General features: G+C 66.3%; 18 protein-coding genes. 8 read left to right on the top strand and 10 right to left on the bottom strand.

Going from position 1 to position 20,179, the window contains the following annotated elements; genetic code table 11:
- Positions 1-142 precede the first annotated feature (142 nt).
- Positions 143-2,161, bottom strand: coding sequence for an alpha-1,4-glucan--maltose-1-phosphate maltosyltransferase (locus B4M43_RS16385; protein WP_296268530.1), 2,019 nt, complete (start codon positions 2,159-2,161; stop codon positions 143-145).
- Positions 2,162-2,302: 141 nt separating this feature from the next.
- Between B4M43_RS16385 and B4M43_RS16390 the strand changes: the two genes are divergently transcribed.
- Positions 2,303-2,461, top strand: a complete 159-nt coding sequence (locus B4M43_RS16390) for a hypothetical protein (RefSeq protein ID WP_296268531.1) — start codon at positions 2,303-2,305, stop codon at positions 2,459-2,461.
- 187 nt (positions 2,462-2,648) lie between these two features.
- On the opposite strand, the gene B4M43_RS16395 is transcribed toward B4M43_RS16390, so the two are convergent.
- Entirely contained in the window at positions 2,649-4,352 is a 1,704-nt protein-coding gene (locus B4M43_RS16395) for an AMP-binding protein (protein WP_296268532.1), read from the bottom strand.
- Between the two features lie 301 nt (positions 4,353-4,653).
- On the opposite strand from B4M43_RS16395, the gene B4M43_RS16400 reads away from it, so the two are divergent.
- The 4 genes from B4M43_RS16400 to B4M43_RS16415 all read left to right on the top strand — a co-directional run bounded on the left by B4M43_RS16400 (position 4,654) and on the right by B4M43_RS16415 (position 10,334).
- Positions 4,654-5,817: an isovaleryl-CoA dehydrogenase gene (locus B4M43_RS16400; RefSeq protein WP_296268533.1), complete on the top strand. Its 1,164-nt coding sequence runs from the start codon at positions 4,654-4,656 to the stop codon at positions 5,815-5,817.
- 161 nt (positions 5,818-5,978) lie between these two features.
- Complete coding sequence (locus tag B4M43_RS16405) at positions 5,979-7,583, top strand: carboxyl transferase domain-containing protein (protein ID WP_296268534.1); 1,605 nt, start codon at positions 5,979-5,981, stop codon at positions 7,581-7,583.
- A 4-nt stretch (positions 7,584-7,587) separates the two neighbouring features.
- Entirely contained in the window at positions 7,588-8,406 is an 819-nt protein-coding gene (locus B4M43_RS16410) for a gamma-carboxygeranoyl-CoA hydratase (RefSeq protein WP_296268535.1), read from the top strand.
- The gene (locus B4M43_RS16415) at positions 8,403-10,334 is read left to right on the top strand and encodes an acetyl/propionyl/methylcrotonyl-CoA carboxylase subunit alpha (protein ID WP_296268536.1); all 1,932 of its coding nucleotides are present in this window, start codon (positions 8,403-8,405) and stop codon (positions 10,332-10,334) included. The genes B4M43_RS16410 and B4M43_RS16415 overlap by 4 nt, the downstream gene beginning before the upstream one ends.
- A gap of 85 nt (positions 10,335-10,419) precedes the next feature.
- Here B4M43_RS16415 and B4M43_RS16420 read toward each other — a convergent pair whose 3' ends face one another.
- A complete protein-coding gene (locus B4M43_RS16420; protein WP_296268537.1) occupies positions 10,420-11,088 on the bottom strand; it encodes a LexA family protein in 669 nt (222 codons plus the stop codon).
- Between the two features lie 131 nt (positions 11,089-11,219).
- Here B4M43_RS16420 and B4M43_RS16425 point away from each other — a divergent pair, with 131 nt between their 5' ends.
- From B4M43_RS16425 to B4M43_RS16435, 3 genes are all read left to right on the top strand, one after another.
- Positions 11,220-11,525, top strand: coding sequence for a DUF6124 family protein (locus tag B4M43_RS16425; RefSeq protein WP_296268538.1), 306 nt, complete (start codon positions 11,220-11,222; stop codon positions 11,523-11,525).
- A gap of 429 nt (positions 11,526-11,954) precedes the next feature.
- Positions 11,955-12,470: a DUF4880 domain-containing protein gene (locus tag B4M43_RS16430; protein ID WP_414707864.1), complete on the top strand. Its 516-nt coding sequence runs from the start codon at positions 11,955-11,957 to the stop codon at positions 12,468-12,470.
- Between the two features lie 41 nt (positions 12,471-12,511).
- On the top strand, positions 12,512-13,660 hold the full coding sequence (locus tag B4M43_RS16435; protein WP_296268539.1) for a M14 family metallopeptidase: 1,149 nt from the start codon (positions 12,512-12,514) through the stop codon (positions 13,658-13,660).
- A gap of 89 nt (positions 13,661-13,749) precedes the next feature.
- On the opposite strand, the gene B4M43_RS16440 is transcribed toward B4M43_RS16435, so the two are convergent.
- The 7 genes from B4M43_RS16440 to B4M43_RS16470 all read right to left on the bottom strand — a co-directional run bounded on the left by B4M43_RS16440 (position 13,750) and on the right by B4M43_RS16470 (position 20,062).
- On the bottom strand, positions 13,750-14,715 hold the full coding sequence (locus B4M43_RS16440; protein WP_296268540.1) for a Csu type fimbrial protein: 966 nt from the start codon (positions 14,713-14,715) through the stop codon (positions 13,750-13,752).
- Positions 14,712-17,033 carry a fimbria/pilus outer membrane usher protein gene (locus B4M43_RS16445; protein WP_296269015.1) on the bottom strand — a complete coding sequence of 774 codons (2,322 nt, stop codon included), beginning with the start codon at positions 17,031-17,033 and terminating at the stop codon, positions 14,712-14,714. The genes B4M43_RS16440 and B4M43_RS16445 overlap by 4 nt, the downstream gene beginning before the upstream one ends.
- An 80-nt stretch (positions 17,034-17,113) precedes the next feature.
- On the bottom strand, positions 17,114-17,875 hold the full coding sequence (locus B4M43_RS16450; RefSeq protein ID WP_414707874.1) for a fimbrial biogenesis chaperone: 762 nt from the start codon (positions 17,873-17,875) through the stop codon (positions 17,114-17,116).
- A 56-nt stretch (positions 17,876-17,931) separates the two neighbouring features.
- The gene (locus B4M43_RS16455) at positions 17,932-18,432 is read right to left on the bottom strand and encodes a Csu type fimbrial protein (protein WP_296268541.1); all 501 of its coding nucleotides are present in this window, start codon (positions 18,430-18,432) and stop codon (positions 17,932-17,934) included.
- Positions 18,433-18,440: 8 nt separating this feature from the next.
- Positions 18,441-18,974 carry a Csu type fimbrial protein gene (locus tag B4M43_RS16460; protein WP_296268542.1) on the bottom strand — a complete coding sequence of 178 codons (534 nt, stop codon included), beginning with the start codon at positions 18,972-18,974 and terminating at the stop codon, positions 18,441-18,443.
- A 16-nt stretch (positions 18,975-18,990) separates the two neighbouring features.
- Positions 18,991-19,524 carry a Csu type fimbrial protein gene (locus tag B4M43_RS16465; protein WP_296268543.1) on the bottom strand — a complete coding sequence of 178 codons (534 nt, stop codon included), beginning with the start codon at positions 19,522-19,524 and terminating at the stop codon, positions 18,991-18,993.
- 31 nt (positions 19,525-19,555) lie between these two features.
- The gene (locus tag B4M43_RS16470) at positions 19,556-20,062 is read right to left on the bottom strand and encodes a Csu type fimbrial protein (RefSeq protein ID WP_296269017.1); all 507 of its coding nucleotides are present in this window, start codon (positions 20,060-20,062) and stop codon (positions 19,556-19,558) included.
- Positions 20,063-20,179 lie beyond the last annotated feature (117 nt).

A 20,179-nucleotide genomic window follows, 5' to 3' on the forward strand; every position in this document is an offset into this window, starting at 1 on the left:
ATAAACACCGTACACCTCCGATCCAGACGTACGGCCGACTACTTGCGCCTGTCGCGTGTGGACCTGTTCCCGCACATGCTGGGTCTGCGGCACAAAACGCCGGGGCGCAGCTCCACCGACAGGCCGCCTGCGGCAGTCCAGGTCATTCGCCGCGGCTGATCCGCCAGATACCAAAGGGTTGATAGTTCGGATCGATGCGCATCCACTGCGTCTTGCCATGCCAGGTCCAGCGGTGGCCGTTCATCAAGTCTTCACCCTGGGTATCGGCATGGTCTTCCAGCCCCAGCTCCCACAGCGGCAACTCGAAATGCGCCTCTTGCACGTTGTGCGGGTCGAGGCTGACGGCCACCAGGATGTAGTTGTCGCGTTCCGGCGTACGTTTGGCGAAGTACAGGATGTTGTCGTTCCAGCAGGTCAGCATCGTCACGCCCAGGTGGGTCTGCAACGCACGGTTCTGCCGGCGGATGCGGTTGAGTTGGGCGATCTCGGCGATGATGTTGCCGGGTGCGGTGAAATCGCGCGTGCGGATCTCGTACTTCTCCGAGTCCAGGTATTCCTCTTTGCCCGGCAGGGCCGCGGCTTCGCACAGCTCGAACCCCGAATACATGCCCCACAGGCCCGAGCCCATGGTCGCCAATGCGGCACGGATCAGGAAGCCTGCGCGGCCGCACTGTTGCAGGAAGAATGGGTTGATATCCGGCGTGTTGACGAAGAAGTTCGGCCGGTAGCAGTCGCGCCACGGCGCCTGGTTCAGCTGCTGGAAGTACTCGCTGAGCTCTTCCTTGGTATTACGCCAGGTGAAGTAGGTGTAGCTCTGCGCATAGCCGACCTTGCCCAGGCGCGCCATCATCGCCGGCTTGGTGAAGGCTTCTGCGAGGAACAGCACTTCGGGGTACTGGCTGCGCACGTTGGCGATCAGCCACTGCCAGAACGGCAGGGGTTTGGTGTGCGGGTTGTCGACGCGGAAGGTTTTTACGCCCTCCTCGACCCAGCCGATCACCACGTCGCGCAGGGCGATCCATAGGTCAGGCACGGCGTCGGCCGCGTAGAAGTCGACGTTGACGATGTCCTGGTATTTCTTCGGCGGGTTTTCGGCGTAACGGATGGTGCCGTCAGGGCGCCAGCTGAACCAGCCTGGATGCTCCTGCAGCCAGGGGTGGTCCTGCGAGCACTGGATGGCGAAGTCCAGGGCGATCTCCAGGCCGTGCTCGGCGGCGGCGGCGACCAGCTTGCGGAAGTCTTCGCGGCTGCCCAATTGCGGATGAATGGCGTCGTGTCCTCCGTCGGCGCTGCCGATGGCGTAGGGGCTGCCCACATCGTCCGGGCCGGCATCGAGCGAGTTGTTCGGGCCTTTGCGGTGCTGGCGGCCGATAGGGTGGATGGGCGGGAAGTACAGCACATCGAAGCCCATGTCACGGATCATCGGCAGACGCGAATGCACGTCGTTGAAGGTGCCGTGGCGCGCCGGGTCGTCGGTGATCGAACGGGGGAACAGCTCGTACCAGCTGGCGAACAGCGCCGCTTCGCGGTCGACGTCCAGCGGTAGTATGGGGCTTTGGGTCAGGTAGCTGCGGTGTTCGGCTTCGGTCATCAACAGGGAGGTTTGCGGCTCCAGCAGCGTCGCCACCTGTTCATGGGTAGACAAGCCTTCCAAGCGCTCGCGCACCTGGTGCAAGCGGCCTTGCAGCTCCGGCTGGCAACGGTCGGCGGCCTGGCCCAGCATCATCTGCCCTTCGCGCAGCTCGAGGCTCACATCGACGCCGGCCTGGTACTTCTTCTCCAGGTCGTAGCAGTAAGTCGCGAACGGATCGATCCAGGCTTCGATGCGGAACTGGTGCGGGCCAAGCGCCTCGGGGGTGAACTCGCCCTGCCAGAGGTCGTTGCCCATGTCGATCAGGCTGGTGCTGTGCCAGGCATCGGCTGCGGCGGCGCGCCAGTGCAGCACCACGGCCAGGCGGTCGTGGCCGTCGCTGTAGACCTTGGCACTGACCGCGACCGGCTGGCCGACCACGGCCTTGGCAGCGAAGGCGCCACCGTCCAGGGTCGGCTGGATGTCTTCGATCACGATGCGCGGCGCCATCAACGCCTGGGCCAGGCTGATCGCCTGCTGCGGGTGGTCATTGGCCATGGGCACGCTTTCATAAGGCTCGTTACGTGACATCTGAGCTTGCTCCCTGAGACTGAGGCGGTGAAGGTTCAGAGCCGCCGTAACGTGCCAGGGTTCAAAAACAATTGAGCCAAGCCGGCTTGGCAGCGGTCGGACTTAGGGCCAACAGCTCAACTTACGTTGCGAGGTGACACCATGCCCCTGCCCATGCCTGGAAAAACGCCCGACCCGAACATCGACGAGCCGGAATTGCCGACTCCGGTGCCCGAGCAGGAGCCCCACGACCCTGCCGAGGAGCAGGCGCCGGTAGGCGATCCGCCGGCGCAGGAGCCGCCCATCAAAGCGGGGCGCTGATGTTGCCGAGCACATCCACGCCCGAGGCGGATAGCGCGGCTCGCTCTCTCGGGCGGCCGCCGCTGTATTGGGTTATGGGGTCGGCGTTCTTACTTTGACAATGCAGTGCACCCTAAATGCGCGACCCAGATTCGAGGCATGATCTGGGCCGCTCAGACGGCCCTCACCGGTTCGCGACCCCTATTCATCAAGTACCTGATCGATCTGGATCACACCAAGCCCTCGACTCAAGCTCCTTCAGGCTGATCTCGCGCATCCTGAACTTCTGCACCTTGCCCGTCACCGTGGTGGGAAACTGCTCAACGAACCGGAAATGCCGCGGCACCTTGAAATGCGCGATGCGTGCCTTGCACCAGTCCCGCAGCGCATCGGCCTCCAGCGCCTGCCCTTGACGAAACCTCACCCAGGCCACCACCTGTTCGCCATAGCGCTCGCAGGGCACCCCGACCACCTGCGCCTCGGCGATCGCCGGGTGGGTATGGAGAAACTCCTCCAGCTCGCGCGGGTAGATGTTCTCGCCGCCGCGGATGATCATGTCCTTGCCGCGCCCGACGATACGCACGTAGCCCTCCTCGTCCATCACCGCCAGGTCGCCGCTGTGCATCCAGCCTTCGCCGTCGATGGCCTCGGCGGTGGCCTGGGGGTTGTCCCAATAGCCGAGCATCACGCTGTAGCCGCGGGTGCAGAGCTCGCCGATCTCGTTACGGGCCACCACTGCGCCGTGCGCGTCGACGAGTTGGGTTTCCAGGTGCGGCTGGGTGCGGCCCACGGTGGTGACGCGCCGTTCGAGCTCGTCGTCGGCACCGGTCTGCAGCGACACCGGGCTGGTCTCGGTCATGCCATAGGCGATCTGCACCTCGGCCATGTGCAACTGGTCGATGACCCGGCGCATCACCTCGATCGGGCAGGTGGCGCCGGCCATGATGCCGCTGCGCAGGGTCGACAGGTCGAGTTGCGCGCGTGCCGGGTGGTCGAGCAGCGCGATGAACATGGTGGGCACGCCATACAACACGCTGGCGCGCTCTTCGGCGACGCAGCGCAGGGTCAGTTCCGGGTCGAAGGCGTCGCTGGGGTAGATCAGGGTGCTGCCGTGGGTGATGCAGCCCAGGTTGCCCATGACCATGCCGAAGCAGTGGTACAGCGGCACCGGGAGCACCAGACGGTCGTGCTCGGTCAGGCCCAGGCTGTGGCCGACCATCAAGCCGTTGTTGAGGATGTTGCGGTGGCTCAATGTGGCGCCCTTGGGCGCGCCGGTGGTGCCGGAGGTGTACTGGATGTTCACCGGCTGGTCGCAGCGCAGCTTGGCCTGGCGGGCACAGTAGGCCGGCCACTGCACCTCCCCTGCCCGCCCGGCCAGGTCGGCCCAGGCGACGAAGCCCTGCGGTGGCTGCGCGGCCAGGCTGACGACACCGCGCAACGCCGGCAGCGTGTCGCTGCGCCAGTGGCCTGGTGCGTGGGTCGCCAGGCTCGGGATCAGCTCGATGAGCATGGCGTGGTAATCGGAGGTCTTGAACGCGTCGGCACAGACCAGCCAGCGGCAGCCCGACTGGCGCAGCACGTAGTCCAATTCGCTGACCCGATAGGCCGGGTTGATGGTCACCAGCACCGCGCCGACCTTGGCGCTGGCGATCTGCAGGATGCACCACTCGGCGCAGTTGGGCGCCCAGATGCCGATGCGCTCGCCGGTCTCGATGCCCAGCGCCATCAAGGCCCGCGCATGGGTGTCGACCGCCTCGGCCAATTGCCGCCAGCTGTAGCGCAAGCCTTGGTGGCGCACGACCAGCGCTTCGCGGTCGGCATGGCGGGTGGCGCAGGCATCGAACGCCTGGCCGAGGGTCTGGGTGAGCAGCGGTGGGTCCTGGCGGCCACGGCTGTAGCTGGGTTGAGTCATGGGCGTCCCTTCTTGTGATTGTTCTGGGTACGAACGAGCCGCACGTACTCTGGCCCAGGATTCCGTTTACGTAAAGGTGATCGGTGGATTGACAGTCTCGAGCGCCATGTTTACGTTAACGTAAAGGTGAAAGCCCAGACGTTCGAATTGCACTTGGCCGTGCTGGCCTGCGCTCGGCACGGCCAGCAAAGTCTTCGTGACTTGTGGCCAATGCAATCAAGACATTGGCCCGCAGGGCCCGGTCCTGCTGACTAGGCTGTCGAACATCACTGCCGATTTCCAAGAACAACAAGGTGCCGCCATGTACTACGCCTCCCTCAACTTCGCCTTGGGCGAAACCCTCGACATGCTGCGCGACCATGTGCGCGCCTTCGTCGCCGCCGAAATCGCCCCACGGGCTGCGCAGATCGACCAGGACAACCTCTTCCCCGCCGACCTGTGGCGCAAGTTCGGCGACATGGGCCTGTTGGGTGTGACCGTGTCGGAAGCATACGGCGGCGCCGGCCTGGGCTACCTGGCCCATGTGCTGGTGATGGAGGAGATCAGCCGCGGTTCGGCTTCGGTGGCGCTGTCGTACGGCGCGCACTCGAACCTGTGCGTGAACCAGATCAACCGCAACGGCAGCGAAGCGCAAAAGCGCCAGTACCTGCCCAAGCTGATCAGCGGCGAACACGTCGGGGCACTGGCCATGAGCGAGCCCAATGCCGGCTCCGACGTGGTGTCGATGAAGCTGCGCGCCGACAAGCGCGGCGACCGTTACGTGCTCAACGGCAGCAAGACCTGGATCACCAACGGCCCCGACGCCAACACCTACGTGATCTACGCCAAGACCGATCTGGAACGCGGCGCCCACGGCATCACCGCGTTCATCGTCGAGCGCGACTTCAAGGGGTTCAGCCGCAGCCAGAAGTTCGACAAGCTGGGCATGCGCGGCTCCAACACCTGCGAGCTGTTCTTCGACGACGTCGAGGTGCCGCAGGAAAACATTCTCGGCCAGCTCGACGGCGGCGTGCGCGTCCTGATGAGCGGGCTGGACTACGAGCGCGTGGTGCTGGCCGGCGGTCCTACCGGGATCATGCAAGCCTGCATGGACCTGGTGGTGCCCTACATCCACGACCGCAAGCAGTTCGGCCAGAGCATCGGCGAGTTCCAGCTGATCCAGGGCAAGGTCGCCGACCTCTACACCCAGCTCAACGCCAGCCGCGCCTACCTGTACGCCGTGGCGCAGGCCTGCGACCGCGGTGAGACCACGCGCAAGGATGCCGCCGGCGTGATCCTTTATACCGCCGAGCGCGCCACGCAGATGGCCCTGGAGGCGATCCAGATCCTTGGGGGCAACGGCTACATCAACGAATTTCCTGCCGGGCGTCTGCTGCGTGACGCCAAGCTGTACGAAATCGGCGCGGGCACCAGTGAGATCCGGCGCATGTTGATCGGCCGCGAGTTGTTCAACGAAACGCGGTGAGCGCTCGCTGTATCGCTCACTGCCCATAGGCTCGGGCAGCCGACTCTGGCTCGACCTGCACTGGCCGGCAATGCCGATTCGATGGCGACGTCGCCCCTCGGCATCGCCTCACCTTTTCAGCCGGCCATGCCGCAACGACTTGCCGCTCAACGAGGCTCACGATGATTCTCAAGACCCAGCTCAACGCCCATTCGCCCGAGTTCGCCCGCAACCGCCAGGCGATGCTGGCCCAGGTCGAAGCGCTGCACGCCCTGCTGGCCCAGGTCAGCCAGGGCGGCGGGGCCCAGGCCCAGGCCCGGCACACTGCGCGCGGCAAACTGCTGCCGCGCGAACGCATCGACCGCCTGCTCGACCCAGGCTCGCCCTTCCTCGAAATCGGCCAGTTGGCCGCCTACCAGGTGTATGACGAAGACGTGCCCGCCGCAGGCCTGGTGGCGGGCATCGGCCGGGTCGAAGGGGTCGAATGCGTGATCGTGGCCAACGACGCCACGGTCAAAGGAGGTTCCTACTATCCGCTGACGGTGAAAAAACACCTGCGCGCCCAGGCCATCGCCCTGGAAAATCGGCTGCCGTGCGTCTATCTCGTGGATTCGGGCGGCGCCAACCTGCCCCGCCAGGACGAAGTGTTCCCCGATCGCGAGCATTTCGGGCGGATCTTCTTCAATCAGGCCAACCTGAGCGCCCAGGGCATCCCGCAGATCGCCGTGGTGATGGGCTCGTGCACGGCAGGTGGCGCCTACGTGCCGGCCATGGCCGACGAAGCGATCATGGTGCGCCAGCAGGCGACCATCTTCCTCGCCGGCCCGCCCCTGGTGAAGGCCGCCACGGGCGAGGTGGTGAGCGCCGAAGACCTGGGCGGCGCCGACGTGCACTGCCGCACCAGCGGCGTGGCCGACCACTACGCCGAGAACGACGCGCATGCCCTGGCCTTGGCACGCCGCTGCGTGGCCAATCTGAACTGGCGCAAGCACGGCCAGGTGCAGTGCCAGCCAGTCAGCGCGCCGCTGTATGAGGCCGAGCAGCTGTACGGTGTGGTCCCGGCCGACGCCAAGCAGCCGTTCGACGTGCGCGAGGTGATCGCGCGCCTGGTGGACGGCTCGCGGTTCGACGAATTCAAGGCGCTGTTCGGCACCACGCTGGTGTGCGGCTTCGCCCACCTGCACGGCTATCCGGTGGCGATCCTGGCCAACAACGGCATCCTCTTCGCGGAGGCGGCGCAAAAGGGTGCGCACTTCATCGAACTGGCCTGCCAGCGCGGCATTCCCCTGCTCTTCTTGCAGAACATCACAGGCTTCATGGTCGGCAAGAAATACGAAGAAGGCGGCATCGCCAAGCACGGCGCCAAGCTGGTCACCGCAGTAGCCTGCGCGCAAGTGCCCAAATTCACCGTGATCATCGGCGGCAGCTTCGGCGCCGGCAACTATGGCATGTGCGGCCGCGCCTACGACCCGCGCTTTCTGTGGATGTGGCCCAACGCGCGAATCGGTGTGATGGGCGCCGAACAGGCGGCCGGGGTACTGGTGCAGGTCAAGCGCGAGCAGAGCCTGCGCAGCGGCGAGCCGTTCGACGCCGAGGCCGAAGCACGCCTGCGCCAGCCGATCCTCGACCAGTACGAGCGCCAGGGCCACCCCTACTATTCCAGCGCGCGCCTGTGGGACGACGGCGTCATCGACCCGGCACAGACCCGCGACGTCCTGGGCCTGGCCCTGAGCGCCGCCCTCAACGCGCCCATCGCGCCTAGCCGTTTCGGCATTTTCCGGATGTGACGCCATGAAGCCTTTCGACACCCTGGAAGTGATCCACGATCCTCGCGGGTTCGCCACCCTGTGGCTGGACCGTGCGGACAAGCACAATGCGTTCGACGCGCAGATGATCGACGAGTTGTCGAGTGCGCTCACCCAGCTGGGCGAGGACGCCAGCCTGCGCTTCGTGCTGCTGCGCGGGCGTGGGCGGCACTTCAGCGCCGGCGCCGACCTGCAGTGGATGCAGCGGGCGGCGCAACTGGACCTGGCGCAGAACCTGAGCGACGCCCAAGCCCTGGGCGAGCTGATGTACCGCCTGCACGCGCTGCCCATGCCGACCCTGGCCGTGGTGCAAGGCGCGGCGTTCGGCGGCGCGCTGGGCCTGATCGGTTGCTGCGACATGGCCATCGGTGCGGACGATGCGCAGTTGTGCCTGTCGGAGGTGCGCATCGGTCTGGCGCCGGCGGTGATCAGCCCATTCGTGGTCCAGGCCATCGGCGCCCGTGCCGCGCGGCGCTACGCTTTGACCGCGCAGCGTTTCAGCGGCGTGCAGGCGCAGCGGCTGGGCTTGCTGGCCGAGGTCTACCCAGCGGCAGAGCTCGATGCCCAGGTCGACACCTGGATCGAAACGCTGCTGCTCAACAGCCCCCAGGCGATGCGCGCCAGCAAGGCGCTGTTGCGCCAGGTCGACGGTAGCGTTCCCTCGAAGGCGCTGCGCGAGGCGTGCGAGCAGTGCATCGCGCAGATTCGTGTCAGCGCCGAAGGCCAGGAGGGTTTGCAGGCCTTCCTGCACAAGCGACCTCCTGCCTGGCAGGCCACCCCCCGCGAGCAGGAGCCGCGCCCATGACTTCATCCACCCTGAATACCTTGCTCATCGCCAACCGCGGCGAGATCGCCTGCCGCATTCTGCGCACCGCCAAGGCCATGGGCCTGACCACGGTGGCCGTGCACAGCGGCGTCGATCGCCAGGCACGGCACGTGCGCGAAGCCGACCTCAGCGTCGACCTGGGCGGGGCCAAGGCGGCCGACAGCTATCTGGACATCGACAAGCTGCTGGCTGCGGCGCGTGCCAGTGGCGCGCAGGCGGTGCATCCGGGCTACGGCTTTCTCTCCGAGAACGCGGCATTCGCCCAGGCCGTCGAAGACGCCGGGCTGATCTTTCTCGGCCCACCGGCACGCGCCATCGAAGCCATGGGCAGCAAATCGGCGGCCAAGGCCTTGATGGAACAGGCTGGGGTGCCGTTGGTGCCGGGTTACCACGGCCAGGCGCAGGACCCGGACACCTTCCGCGAGGCCGCCGCACGCATCGGCTACCCGGTGCTGCTCAAAGCCAGCGCCGGGGGTGGCGGCAAGGGCATGAAGGTGGTCGAGCAAGAAGCGCAATTGGCCGAAGCACTGGCTTCGGCACAGCGCGAAGCGCAGGCGTCGTTCGGCGACGCGCGCATGCTGGTGGAGAAATACGTGCTGCAACCGCGGCATGTGGAGATCCAGGTGTTCGCCGACCGTCACGGCCATTGTCTGTACCTCAACGAACGTGACTGTTCGATCCAGCGCCGCCACCAGAAGGTGGTCGAAGAAGCGCCGGCGCCCGGCCTCTCCCCGGACTTGCGTCAGGCCATGGGCGAGGCGGCGGTGCGCGCCGCGCAGGCCATCGGCTATGTGGGCGCCGGTACGGTGGAGTTTCTGCTGGATGCCCGTGGCGATTTCTTCTTCATGGAGATGAACACGCGCCTGCAAGTCGAGCATCCGGTCACCGAGGCCATCACCGGGCTGGACCTGGTGGCCTGGCAGATTCGTGTGGCGCGGGGCGAAGCGCTGCCCCTGACCCAGGCTGAGGTGCCATTGCGCGGGCATGCGATCGAAGTGCGTTTGTATGCCGAAGACCCGGCGCAGGAGTTCCTGCCGGCGACAGGCACTTTGGCGTTATACCGGGAGCCTACGCTGGGAGCCGGCCAGCGTATCGACAGCGGGGTGGGCGAAGGCGACACGGTCTCGCCCTACTACGACCCCATGCTGGGCAAGCTGATCGCCTGGGGCGAGGACCGCGAACAGGCGCGCCAACGCCTGCTGGAGCTGGTGACGGGCATGGCCATCGGCGGTGTGAAGACCAACCTGGCGTTCCTGCAGCGCATCCTCGCCCACCCCGCGTTCGCAGCGGCCGAGCTGGACACCGGCTTCATCGCCCGCCATCAGGCCGTGTTGCTGCCTCCTGCCGACGTCTTGCCCGACGCGTTCTGGCAGCGTGCGGCGCAGGTCTGGTTGCAGGAGATGGGCAGTCGCCGTCGCGACGACGATGCCCAGTCGCCCTGGTCGCGCACCGACGGTTTGCGCCTGGGGCTGGCAGCGCGGCGCGTGGTGGCCTTGCAGTGCGACGGCGTGGATCGCGTCGTGACGCTGGAGGGTACGGCCTGCTGGGAGACTCGGGCGGACTCGACAGCGCCGGCAGCGTCGCCCGCTACGCCGGCCATACGCCGTGGCGACACGCTGTATCTGCGCTGGCAGCAGCAATGGTACGGCCTGCGCGCTTACGATCCGGCCAGTGCCGCGCAAGGCAGTGCGGCACTGGCCGGCGGGCTCAGCGCGCCGATGAACGGCAGCATCGTAAGGGTCTTGGTCACACCCGGCCAGGCCGTGGAGGCAGGCGCTGCGCTGGTGATCCTGGAGGCGATGAAGATGGAGCACAGCATTCGCGCGCCCGAAGCGGGAGTGGTGAGCGCGCTGCTGTGCGCCGAAGGCGAGATGGTCAGCGAAGGTACGTTGTTGGTCGCTTTGTAGAAATGGGCGTCCGAGGCGCGAGCGGGCTTGCCTAGGCCGCTCGCCCTACCGCGCGTCGCGCACGCCATGACGGCTTTTCGTCGCCTCAATGCACCCCATGCGAGCGCACCACTACCCCGATCACCTCAAACCCCACACCGCACAACAGTTTCGGATACGTGGGGTTGAGCGGCTTGAGGAAACGCTGGCCGCCATCTTCCACCAACTGCCGGAACATGGCCGTGGTCCCCTGTTGGCGAGCGATCACCAACTTTCCGGGAGCGGCGGGCACACCAGGGTCGACCAGCACCAACATGTGCTCCGGCACGCTGGGACCGGTGGCCGAGCTCATCAGATCGCCCTCGACGCGCAGCCAGAACGCCTTGCCTTGGGCGCAGTAGTCGGTCTGCTCGGTGACGATGCTGGAGGTTGGCAGCGGACCGTCGAGTTCGGTCCACGCCAAGACCGGGTAGCGGAAACACAAGATGTATTGAGATATGTCTGTTTCGGCGTCCGTGTCGGAAGCGTCCTGCGCCCCGTAACGGCCAGCGCGTTCGGCGATGGCGTTCACCGGCGCGATGCTCAGGGATACGTGCAAATGCGGCATGCCCAAGGCCACCAGGACCTTGTTCATCATGTCGATTTTCGGTGTGCGCGTACCACGCAGCCAGTGGCCGACACCGCCTTGGGTGACGCCGACGCGCTCGGCCAGCTGCTCTTGGGAGAGGCCGAGCTCGCGCAGTTTTAGCTTTACCAATGCGATCCATTTATCCATCGCCCGCACGATACGTCCTGTCCCGTTGCGCTCAATACACAAATGGTATTATTTGTAACAGCCTGAGCTAATACTGCTTGTACTATAGTAGGGAAACATTCCCTCCCCGCTCATCACTATTTGGTAACAGGATGAAACCCACGACATATTCAGATAAAGAACTGGACAGCGAAGCCGCCCGCCGCGCGCTGGACTACTACCTCAATCCTACCGCAGCCAGCACCTCGGTCGACCGCACGCCCTGGACCGTCCGCGACGACGTCAGCCCCGACATGGTCGACGCCCACGTCATGAACCTGTTGCGCAGCGCTGCCGCCACCGCATGCGAAAGCGCCAGCCACCAACAGGGCAATGTGCGTGAAGTGATGTACGCCTTGATGCACATGATCAACATGGCCAGGTCGCTGCTGGAGCAGCGGCATTCGCAAGAAGGATGAGGGTATGAAAGGGCCGAAAGCCGAGGCCTGCTTGGAAACCGCGATCAGGAAGTGCTCAGGCTTTTTTCGCCACATCGCTAAAAATCATTTGACTGCCAAATGATAACGATTATTATTGCACTCAGCGGGTCGAGAGGCTCGCTGGATATTCTGAAAGCCCTTAGGTCGGGCGTTCAGTTTATCTCCTCATCAGGCTAATCACGGTTTTTGACCCAGCTTTTGCTGGGTCTTTTTTTTGGTGCTCTTCAGGCTAATGAAGAAGGGTTGCCGCTTGAGTGGCCGAATAATAGCAAAGCTGCGCATGGCGAGAACACAATCGCGCGAAGCTTTCACCAATCAGCACTTGAGAATCAATCTCGTTACCACTAAGCTCATGCAGCGTCACGGACGACGCCCCCTACTTTCCCGCCGCTACGCAAGGAGCTGTCCATGAGCCGTGTATCGCTGCCCCCGATGCAACCTGCGTGCGCCGTCGACAAGCCGCTGCGAAACGCTATGCCGCAACGCTTCGCACGCCTGCCGCGTCGCGCCCAGCAGGTGTTTCTGCTCAGCCGCTTGGACGGTCTCGACTTCGCCCAGATCGGGGAGCGCCTCGACCTGCGCATCGAATGCGTCGAGCGACTGATGGCGCAGGCGTTGCATGCGACCCTGCCGCCGCCAAACGCTATCGCCGCTCAGGCCTGTCATTGGTACGTCAGGCTGCAAAACCCGGCCACCACCGCCTGCGAACGCATCGACTTTCGTCGCTGGCTCGACGCCTCGCCTGCGCACCTGCACGCGTTCCACGCCACCGAGCTGCATTGGCGCAGCCTATTGGCTCCCGCCCAGGCGCTGGGCGAGCGCAGCAGCTACCGCCAGGGGCGCGCCGCGCTGTCGCTGGGCGGCTGCGCCCTGGCGGTGGGTCTGGGCGTGGCGGCGGTCCTGGCTTTCGGCCTGGGAGCCTGAGGGGTAAAGTGACGGCACAATAACGCCAGAGGAGCTTGGCAATGGCCGTGACGCTATCCCCGCTGCACATCGACTGCGACTTCGATTCGGGCAACATCGAGGTCGTGGATGCCTCCCAGCCTCGACACGTACGCTTGGCCCTGCGGCCCGACAGCCATAGCGGCCACTTCCAGTGGTTCCACTTCCGTGCCCAAGGCCTGACCCCAGGCCAGCGCCATCGCTTCAGCCTGGAAAACGCCAGCCGATCCTCCTACCCCAACGCCTGGACGGGCTACCATGCGGTCGCCTCCTACGACCAGCAGACTTGGTTCCGCGTGCCCAGCCAGTTCGACGGCACCGCCCTGCACATCGACCTCGATGCCGAGCAGGCGCACGTGTGGCTGGCCTATTTCGAGCCCTACCCGCGCGCAAGGCACAACCAACTGATCGAACGCGCGCAAGGCATCGCCGGTGTGGCGCTGCTGGCCAGCGGGCGCAGTGTGCAGGGCCGCGACATTCCCTTGTTGCGCGCCGGCGACGGCGCCCCCGGCAAACGCAAGTTGTGGCTGATCGCCCAGCAGCACCCCGGCGAGCACATGGCCGAATGGTTCATGGAAGGCGTCATCGACCGCCTCGAGCAGAACGATGCCAAGGTCCAGGCGTTGCTGGCCGCGGCCGACCTCTACCTGATCTGCAACATGAACCCCGACGGCGCCTACCACGGCCACCTGCGCACCAACTTCAAGGGCCAGGACCTCAACCGCGCCTGGCAGAGCGCCAGCCTCGAGCTCAGCCCCGAGGTGTTCTTCGCCCAGACGCAGATGCAGCGCCATGGCGTGGACGCGTTCATCGATGTGCACGGCGACGAAGAGATCCCTCACGTGTTCACCGCCGCCTGCGAGGGCAATCCCAACTACGGCCCACGCCTGGCCGATTTGGAACAGCGCTTTCGCGATACGCTGTGCGGGCTCACCGAGGACTTCCAACAGGTGTACGGCTACACCCGCGACGCGCCCGGCCAGGCCAACATGGCCTTGGCGTGCAACGCCGTCGGCCAGACCTACGATTGCCTGTCGCTGACCTTGGAGATGCCGTTCAAGGACCACGACGACGCGCCCAATCCGCGCACCGGTTGGTCGGGCGCGCGCTCCAAGGCGCTGGCGGGCGCCGTGCTGGACACCTTGCTCGAACTGACCGCCGAGCTGCGCTGAGTCTCACGGGTATCTGCCCTGGGCAGTCCAGGGTAGCTACCCGTGCAGGATACTGTTTGCGGTCGATTGCGCAGCCACTCACGTGCGCTTCAGAACTGTACGTCCAGCACCACGCTGTCGCGGTAGCGCCCCTCCGGCGGCGTGGCCTGGTCGGTGTAGACCTTGGCGTTGTAATTGAACACCTGACTGCCTATCCCGGTACCCACCCCACCGTTGACCTCGGCCTCACCGCTCGCACGCCGCGCCGCGCCCTGGTTGCCCCAGCGTAACGTGCTGGCACCCTTGTACAGGTCATAGGCGATGAAGCCGCCAGCGCCATTGGCCATGCGCCGCCGCCCCCCGGCCGCGGCCAGCCCGTCGTCCAGCCCGACGCTGTAGTTGCTGCCCTTGGTGCAGGCCACACCGATGCTCTGGCGAACCGTGGCGAATTCGCCGACCACCGGGGCGCTGCCGAAGCTCACTGCGGGCGCGACGATCTGGCAGTCGTTGGTCACCCGCAGGCTGACCGTCAATTGCTGGCTACGCGCGCCGGTGTCGCGACCGGTGCATAGATTGCCAATGCCGATAGCCGAGCAGTAGTTCCAGTTCCAGGCCAGGGTCAGGGTTTCCTGGTACAGGCCGGCGGCCACGTTGCTGCCGACCACAGTACGCAGGTACAACGGCACCGATTTGGGCGTACTGCCGTTGAGCAGGCCCAGGGCTTCGAGCAGGCCGGTACGCGCGTACTCGAAGGTGACGCCGCGGGTAATCGGAAAACTGCGCGCGCTGTCGGCGAACAGGGTGTAGCCGATGACATCGCCGCTCGGCCCTACCAAGCCACCGCTGCTGGGGGTGACGGTGAGCTGGAAGCGGTCGGTGCTGGCCAGCACCGAAAGTACGGCGCCCGTACAGCGCAGGCCGGCATTGAGGGTCGAAGCGCTCTGCGCCGTGCTGCGTACCCCGGTCGACGGCACATCGCCAAAGTTCGCCGGGGCGGTGGCGATGGACTCGCACGCGGCCCAGGCGCTCGTCAACGGCAAGCAGCCGCTGAGCAGCAGCCAGGCGAGCCGTCTCACCGGCACACCAGAGGGCCGAGCTGGGCGATTTCGCCAGTGGCTGCCGGTAGCTCGAAGACCACCTCGCACGCTGCGCCGTCGGCAGACTCGACCTGCAGGCGATTGCGTGCGGCCAGTTGCTCCAGATAGACCAGACCGTCCCAACCCACCACCGCCTGCGCGCCGCTCTCCCGGTGCACGACGCGGCTGCCCAACGCCAGGGGCCGCCGCTGCGCATCGACCAGAACGATGTTGGCCGCGCGGACCTGCTGCAATTCGAACTCCAGCAGATAGCCGTTGCCGCGACGTACGGCCACGCGTTGCTCGACCTGCGACACCTGCACGTCGGCCGGCAGTTCCAGCGGGTCGATCTCGTATTTACCGCGGTAGTACCCGCTGCTATAGGGCACCAGCAGATGGCCGTCGTCATCGGTACGGCCGATCAACTGGTTTTCGTAGCGTACCGGTACATCGGCATGCCCCTGGGTGCTGACCAGCACGAAGGCGTCGTCGATGCGGTTGGCGGCGAACGCACCGGCATCCATCAGCACCAGCGAGCCGCTGGCATCGGCCCAGCGCGTGGTCTGCTCGGCGGTGCCGTACAGGCCCGCCTGCAGCTGCACCGATTGCAGACGCCAGGTGGCGTCGGCCTGGCGATAGTCGGCGCGATCCTCGCCGCGGGCATAGCCCAGGTTGTAGCCAATGCCCGTACCGGGCGGCACGGCGCGGCTGTAGTTGACGCGTTGCAAGCTCTGCCCGGCCTGGTTGCGCTCCAGACTGGTGGCCAGCGTTCCGCTGGCGCCGAACGGGACGACCCATTGCGCTTGGGCCGCCCAGCGCTGCGTACCCACCTCGCGGTTGGCCGACAGGTACAGGCTGCTGCTGCCCCACAGCGGTTTGCTCCAGCTGAGGTTGAGCAGGCGGGTACGACTGCGGTCGGCGGCCAGGATGTCGAAATAGCCCGCGCCAAGACTGCCGTAGCGGTCCAGGTTGAGGCTCAGGGTGAGCTGTTCGCTGCGTCGGCTCAGGCGTGCCAGTGGGCTGTCCAGGCGCGACAGGTCGGCGTACTCGCCACTGCGCTGCACATGCTGGTAATTGAAGCCAAGGCGCCGGCTGTTGTACTGGTAGCCGAACGCCACCTGCTGACCGCGCTCGCCGTCGAGGCGGCTCTGCGCCACTGCGGCGTTGAGCACCCCGAAGGTGGCTACGCGCAGGTTGCCGCCCAGCCCGCCCAACTGCAGCGATTCGCCGCTCTCGACATGGCCCTCCAGGGTCAGGCTGTCGCTCAGGCCGTGGCGCAGGCTGGCCGTGGCGCCGCTTGCGCCGTAGGCGAAGTCGCGCAGCCCGTAGTCGCGGCGCAAGCGCCCGGCCGCCAGGGAGAAGTCGCTCAGGCCCTTGGCCAACAAGCTGCTGGTGACATAGAACGGCAAGGTGGTAGACACCTGCCGACCCAGGGCGTCGGTGGTCACCACCACCGCTTCGCCGGCACCGTTGATGAACGGCACGTTGGTCAGGGTGTAAGGCCCCGGTTGCAATTGGCTGGCGCTGGCTTTGTAGCCGTCGATGAAGACCTCAAGTGAGGTCGGCACCGCCGCCTCTCCGGAAAACGCCGGCAGCGGATAGGTGACGATGTCCGGCCGCACCGCGAAATCCCGGCTCACCTGCACGCCGCCCATGCGCACCGAACGGCTCCAGGGCAAGGCGCCGCTAAGCACATCGCCCGCTTCGAAGGTCAGCAGGCGCTGCTCGTCGGTGTAGCGCCAGGTGGTGTCGTAGCGCAGGTAGCCGTCGCGTCGCAGCGCCTCTGGCGTGTCGCCGAAGGCCTGGCGCCACTGTCCTGTGCTGGACAAGGTGCCCCATGTGTCGAACACGCGCAGCTCGTTCCACACGGCCAGGTGGGTGCCGCCGTCGTCGGTGTCGTTGAGGTAGGCGTCGTAGTTGAGCAAGCTGCCGAAACTGCTGCGCGCCTCGCTGGCCGGATACAGTGCCGGCCCGCCGATACGCTGCTCGGGTAGCCAGGCGGCGGGCACTTGCAGGTTCAGGCGCTGGCCGGCACTGTCGTAGTCGGCATGCAGGCCGGCAATGCCGTCGAGCGCCAGCTCGCCCTGCGGCTGGCCCGGCACCTGGACACCGGCAGCCTGCAACACGCCGCTGTCCAGATACAGGCGCCCGGCGCGCTGCTGGACGGCGACCAGTTCGGCCTTAGGCACCTGGTTCACCGACAGGTCCAGGTACAGCAGCGCATCGCTTTCCAGTAGCGCCTCGCCCGGTGGCGGCGGCAAGCCCTCGCCCCAACTGCTCGCCGCTGCCAGACACAAGCCCAGGCCGCCATGGCGCATGGCCGTCGTCAGCCACTTCACGCACCTCTTCCCACCATGTTCGGGCCCTCCTTGGCCCCTGCCCTACGCTTGGCTGCCTCTCACCGACCACGCTCGATCACCTGCGCTGCCGCATCGCCGTTGACCCGCGCCTTGACCGTGCCGCCCACAGGCACCGTGGCTGGCGCAGGCCAGCGCATGCGCGCGCCTGGCAGCACATAGCCCAGCAACCCTTGCGCCAAGGGTCGCTCGCGGCCGTCGACTTGCAGGCTGACGTCCGTGAGCCGCGCGTGCACCGGGCCGTTGTTGTGCAGTTCCAGATAAGGCTTGCCCCCTACCGTCACCGCCTGCCAGGCCAACTGGGGCCGGCCGACACCGTCGGCGCTGCGCCGGCCCTGCGGATCGGGTTTGCCCCACAGGCCCTCGCCGTATACGAACAACGGCACCGAGTAGCGCATCTGCAAGCGGATCGCCGCCTGCGCACCCTGACCGCGCGCTTCGTTGGGCAGCGGCGAAGGGATCTCGTCGATGATGATACGATAGGCCTGCTCCTGGCCGGCGGGCGAAGTGCCGCTGCGGGTCAGGCGGATCAGCTGTTTCTGACCCGGCGCGATGTTGGCCACCGGCGGGCTGCCGATGATCTGGCGCTGCGCCTGGAACTGCTCCTGAAAGCCGTCCTGACGCCAGGCGAAAACCCGCACTTGCAGGCTGGCCGGTTCGTCGCCACGGTTCTCCAGCCACAACGCTCCGGCTTTCTGCTCGGCCTCGATGACCGGATCGACCGGCCAGATCAGCACCGAGGTCGCGGCCTGGGCCGCCATGCCCGGCAGCCCCAGAAGCACCCCGGCCGCCCCGGCTCGCAGTGTGTTCAACGCCCATCCCATCTCGCTCTCCTTAGCCTGGATCGTTCTTTTTGCGCCTACCAGGTCAGCGTGACCTGCACGGCGTCGCTGTACTGACCCGCAGGCAGGTCGCCTGGCAATTGCAGACGCCCATACAGCGGCAACGCGATGGCGTTCGGGTCGCTGTAGATGAGGCTCAATGCCTGGCCGATACCCACTACCTGGCTCAGCCCGGCATCGCGGTACAGTTGGTAGGCCAGTCGTTGACCGGCGCCGACACGCTGCAGATGACGCACGCCTGCGACCGCATGCTGGCCGGCATCCAGGCTCATGCTCAGCAACACCCCAGGCGTGCAGCGCAGACGCACGCCGGTACCGCCCAGGCTGGCGCTGACGGCGCCCCTGGCCAGCGCCGAGTGCGTACCGAAATCGAGCACGCCGAACACCTGGGTACCGCTTTGCACCAGGCAACCCGGCACGATCGAAGCGCTGACCTCGAAACTGCTGCTGGTAGCCGCCTCGGTCGTGCCGCTCACGGCAATGCCCAGTAACGCCAGGATCCATCGTCGCGCCCGCATGCGCCGGCTCAGAAGCTCAGCTCGACCGCCACGGTGTCGCTGTATACCCCAGCCGGCAGGCCAGGCTTGCCCAAGGCTCGGCCATACAGCTCGACCGTTTGCGCAACGCCCGTGCTGGTCGCCAGGGTGATCGGGTCGCCGATGCCCAGTAACTGGGTACGGCCGGTGTCGGTATAGAAGTCGTAGGGCACGAAGTTGCCACTGCCGTCGGCCAGTGCGCGCGTGCCGCCTTCCGACGCACCGTCGTTGCTGCCGGCCAGCACGCGTACTTCGGGAATGGTCCCGGCCGAGCACAGTACGCTCAACGCCCCGCCGCCAGTGCCCAGCACCTGGCCGTCGGCGCTGGCGAACAGCGCGTCTTGGGTGCCGAAGTCCAAGGTGCCGAAATCCAGGCCCGAGGTGCCGGTGCCCCCGTTGACCTGGCAGGCCGCAGTGAGCGTGAGGGTCGAGTTCAAGGTGCCAGTCGAGGTGGCAGCGTGGCTATTGGCTGCCAGTGCCAGGCCAAGGCCGGCGAGCAGGCAGCGGGTGGTCGTCGCGTACATTGCAATCTCCTTGCGTTTACCAGTCCAGGGTGACTCTCAGGGTGTCGCGGTAGATTCCGGCGGGCAGCGCGCGCGGCTGCGCGACCACCACGCCATAGATCGGGATCGGCATCTGCCGGCTGCTGGTAATGGTGAAGGTCTGCGCCTGGCCGGCCGTGTAACGCTCGGCGCCTAGCGGGTCCACCGCCAATTGGTAGACGATGGTCTGCCGACCGTTGCTCAGGCGACGCACACCGTCGCCACCGTTCTGGCCTTCGTCGATGTGCACGCTGAAGGCCCGTACCGACGGGGTGCAACTGATCTGCAAGGCAGAACCGGCAGCGTGGTCCACTTGGGTGCGCAAGGCATCGTTCCAGCGCGGCCCCTGGGCACCGAAATCCAGACGCCCGGGATTGCCCAGCACGGCGGGCGGTTGCCCGGCACTGTCGATCTGGCAGGCGGCGTTGATGCGCAGCTGGGCCTGGATGAAGCCAGTGACGCTGCCATGCGCAGGCAGCATGGGCCACAGCAGCGGGCCAAAGGTCAGTAACAGTAAGGGGGAGCGGTTCATGGCCGCAGCTCCGTGTGCATGGTTGGCATCCTTACCAGGTCAGCGTGACGTTCAGCAGGTCGGCGTACAGACCCGCGCGCGGCACCTCGGCCACAGGGTCGAGACGGGCGTAGAGCGGGAGCTCGACCGTGCCGCTGTCCGGTGTGCGCCCGTCCAGCGGCACGTCGACCGCCAAGGGTTGGCGCCAGGCCGCATCGCGGTAGAGTCGATACGCGATGGGTTTGGCTCGAGGGTCGCCACTGGCCAGGAAACGCACTTCACCCACGCCGCCATGGCGCCCACCGTCGACGCGCATTTGGAAAGGTGTGTCGGGATTGCACTCCAGTCGCGGTGGCCGCTGGCTGAACAAGGTACCGGTGAGCGGCGCCATCGCGCCGTCCAGACGCGCTGCGCGCCCTAGATCGATGCGCCCCAGCGCCTGCGCACCGGCCTCACGGGCACGGTGGACCAGCAGGCAGCCACGCTCGACCTGTACCTGCACTTCGACTAGAAAGTCGGCGGCCCAGACGCCGCCACTGGCCAGCCAGGTCGATAGCATCCATAGGCTATAGGTGTTCACGGTACGTCCCTGCTCCGCTCATCTCCTGATGTTTTTGGAGCGTAGCAGTACCCTGCGATCCCACAACACGAGTCGTGCCGCCTCGCACCTGTCCGC

This window comes from Pseudomonas sp. UBA6562 (assembly GCF_002434265.1).
Classification (GTDB): Bacteria; Pseudomonadota; Gammaproteobacteria; order Pseudomonadales; family Pseudomonadaceae; genus Aquipseudomonas.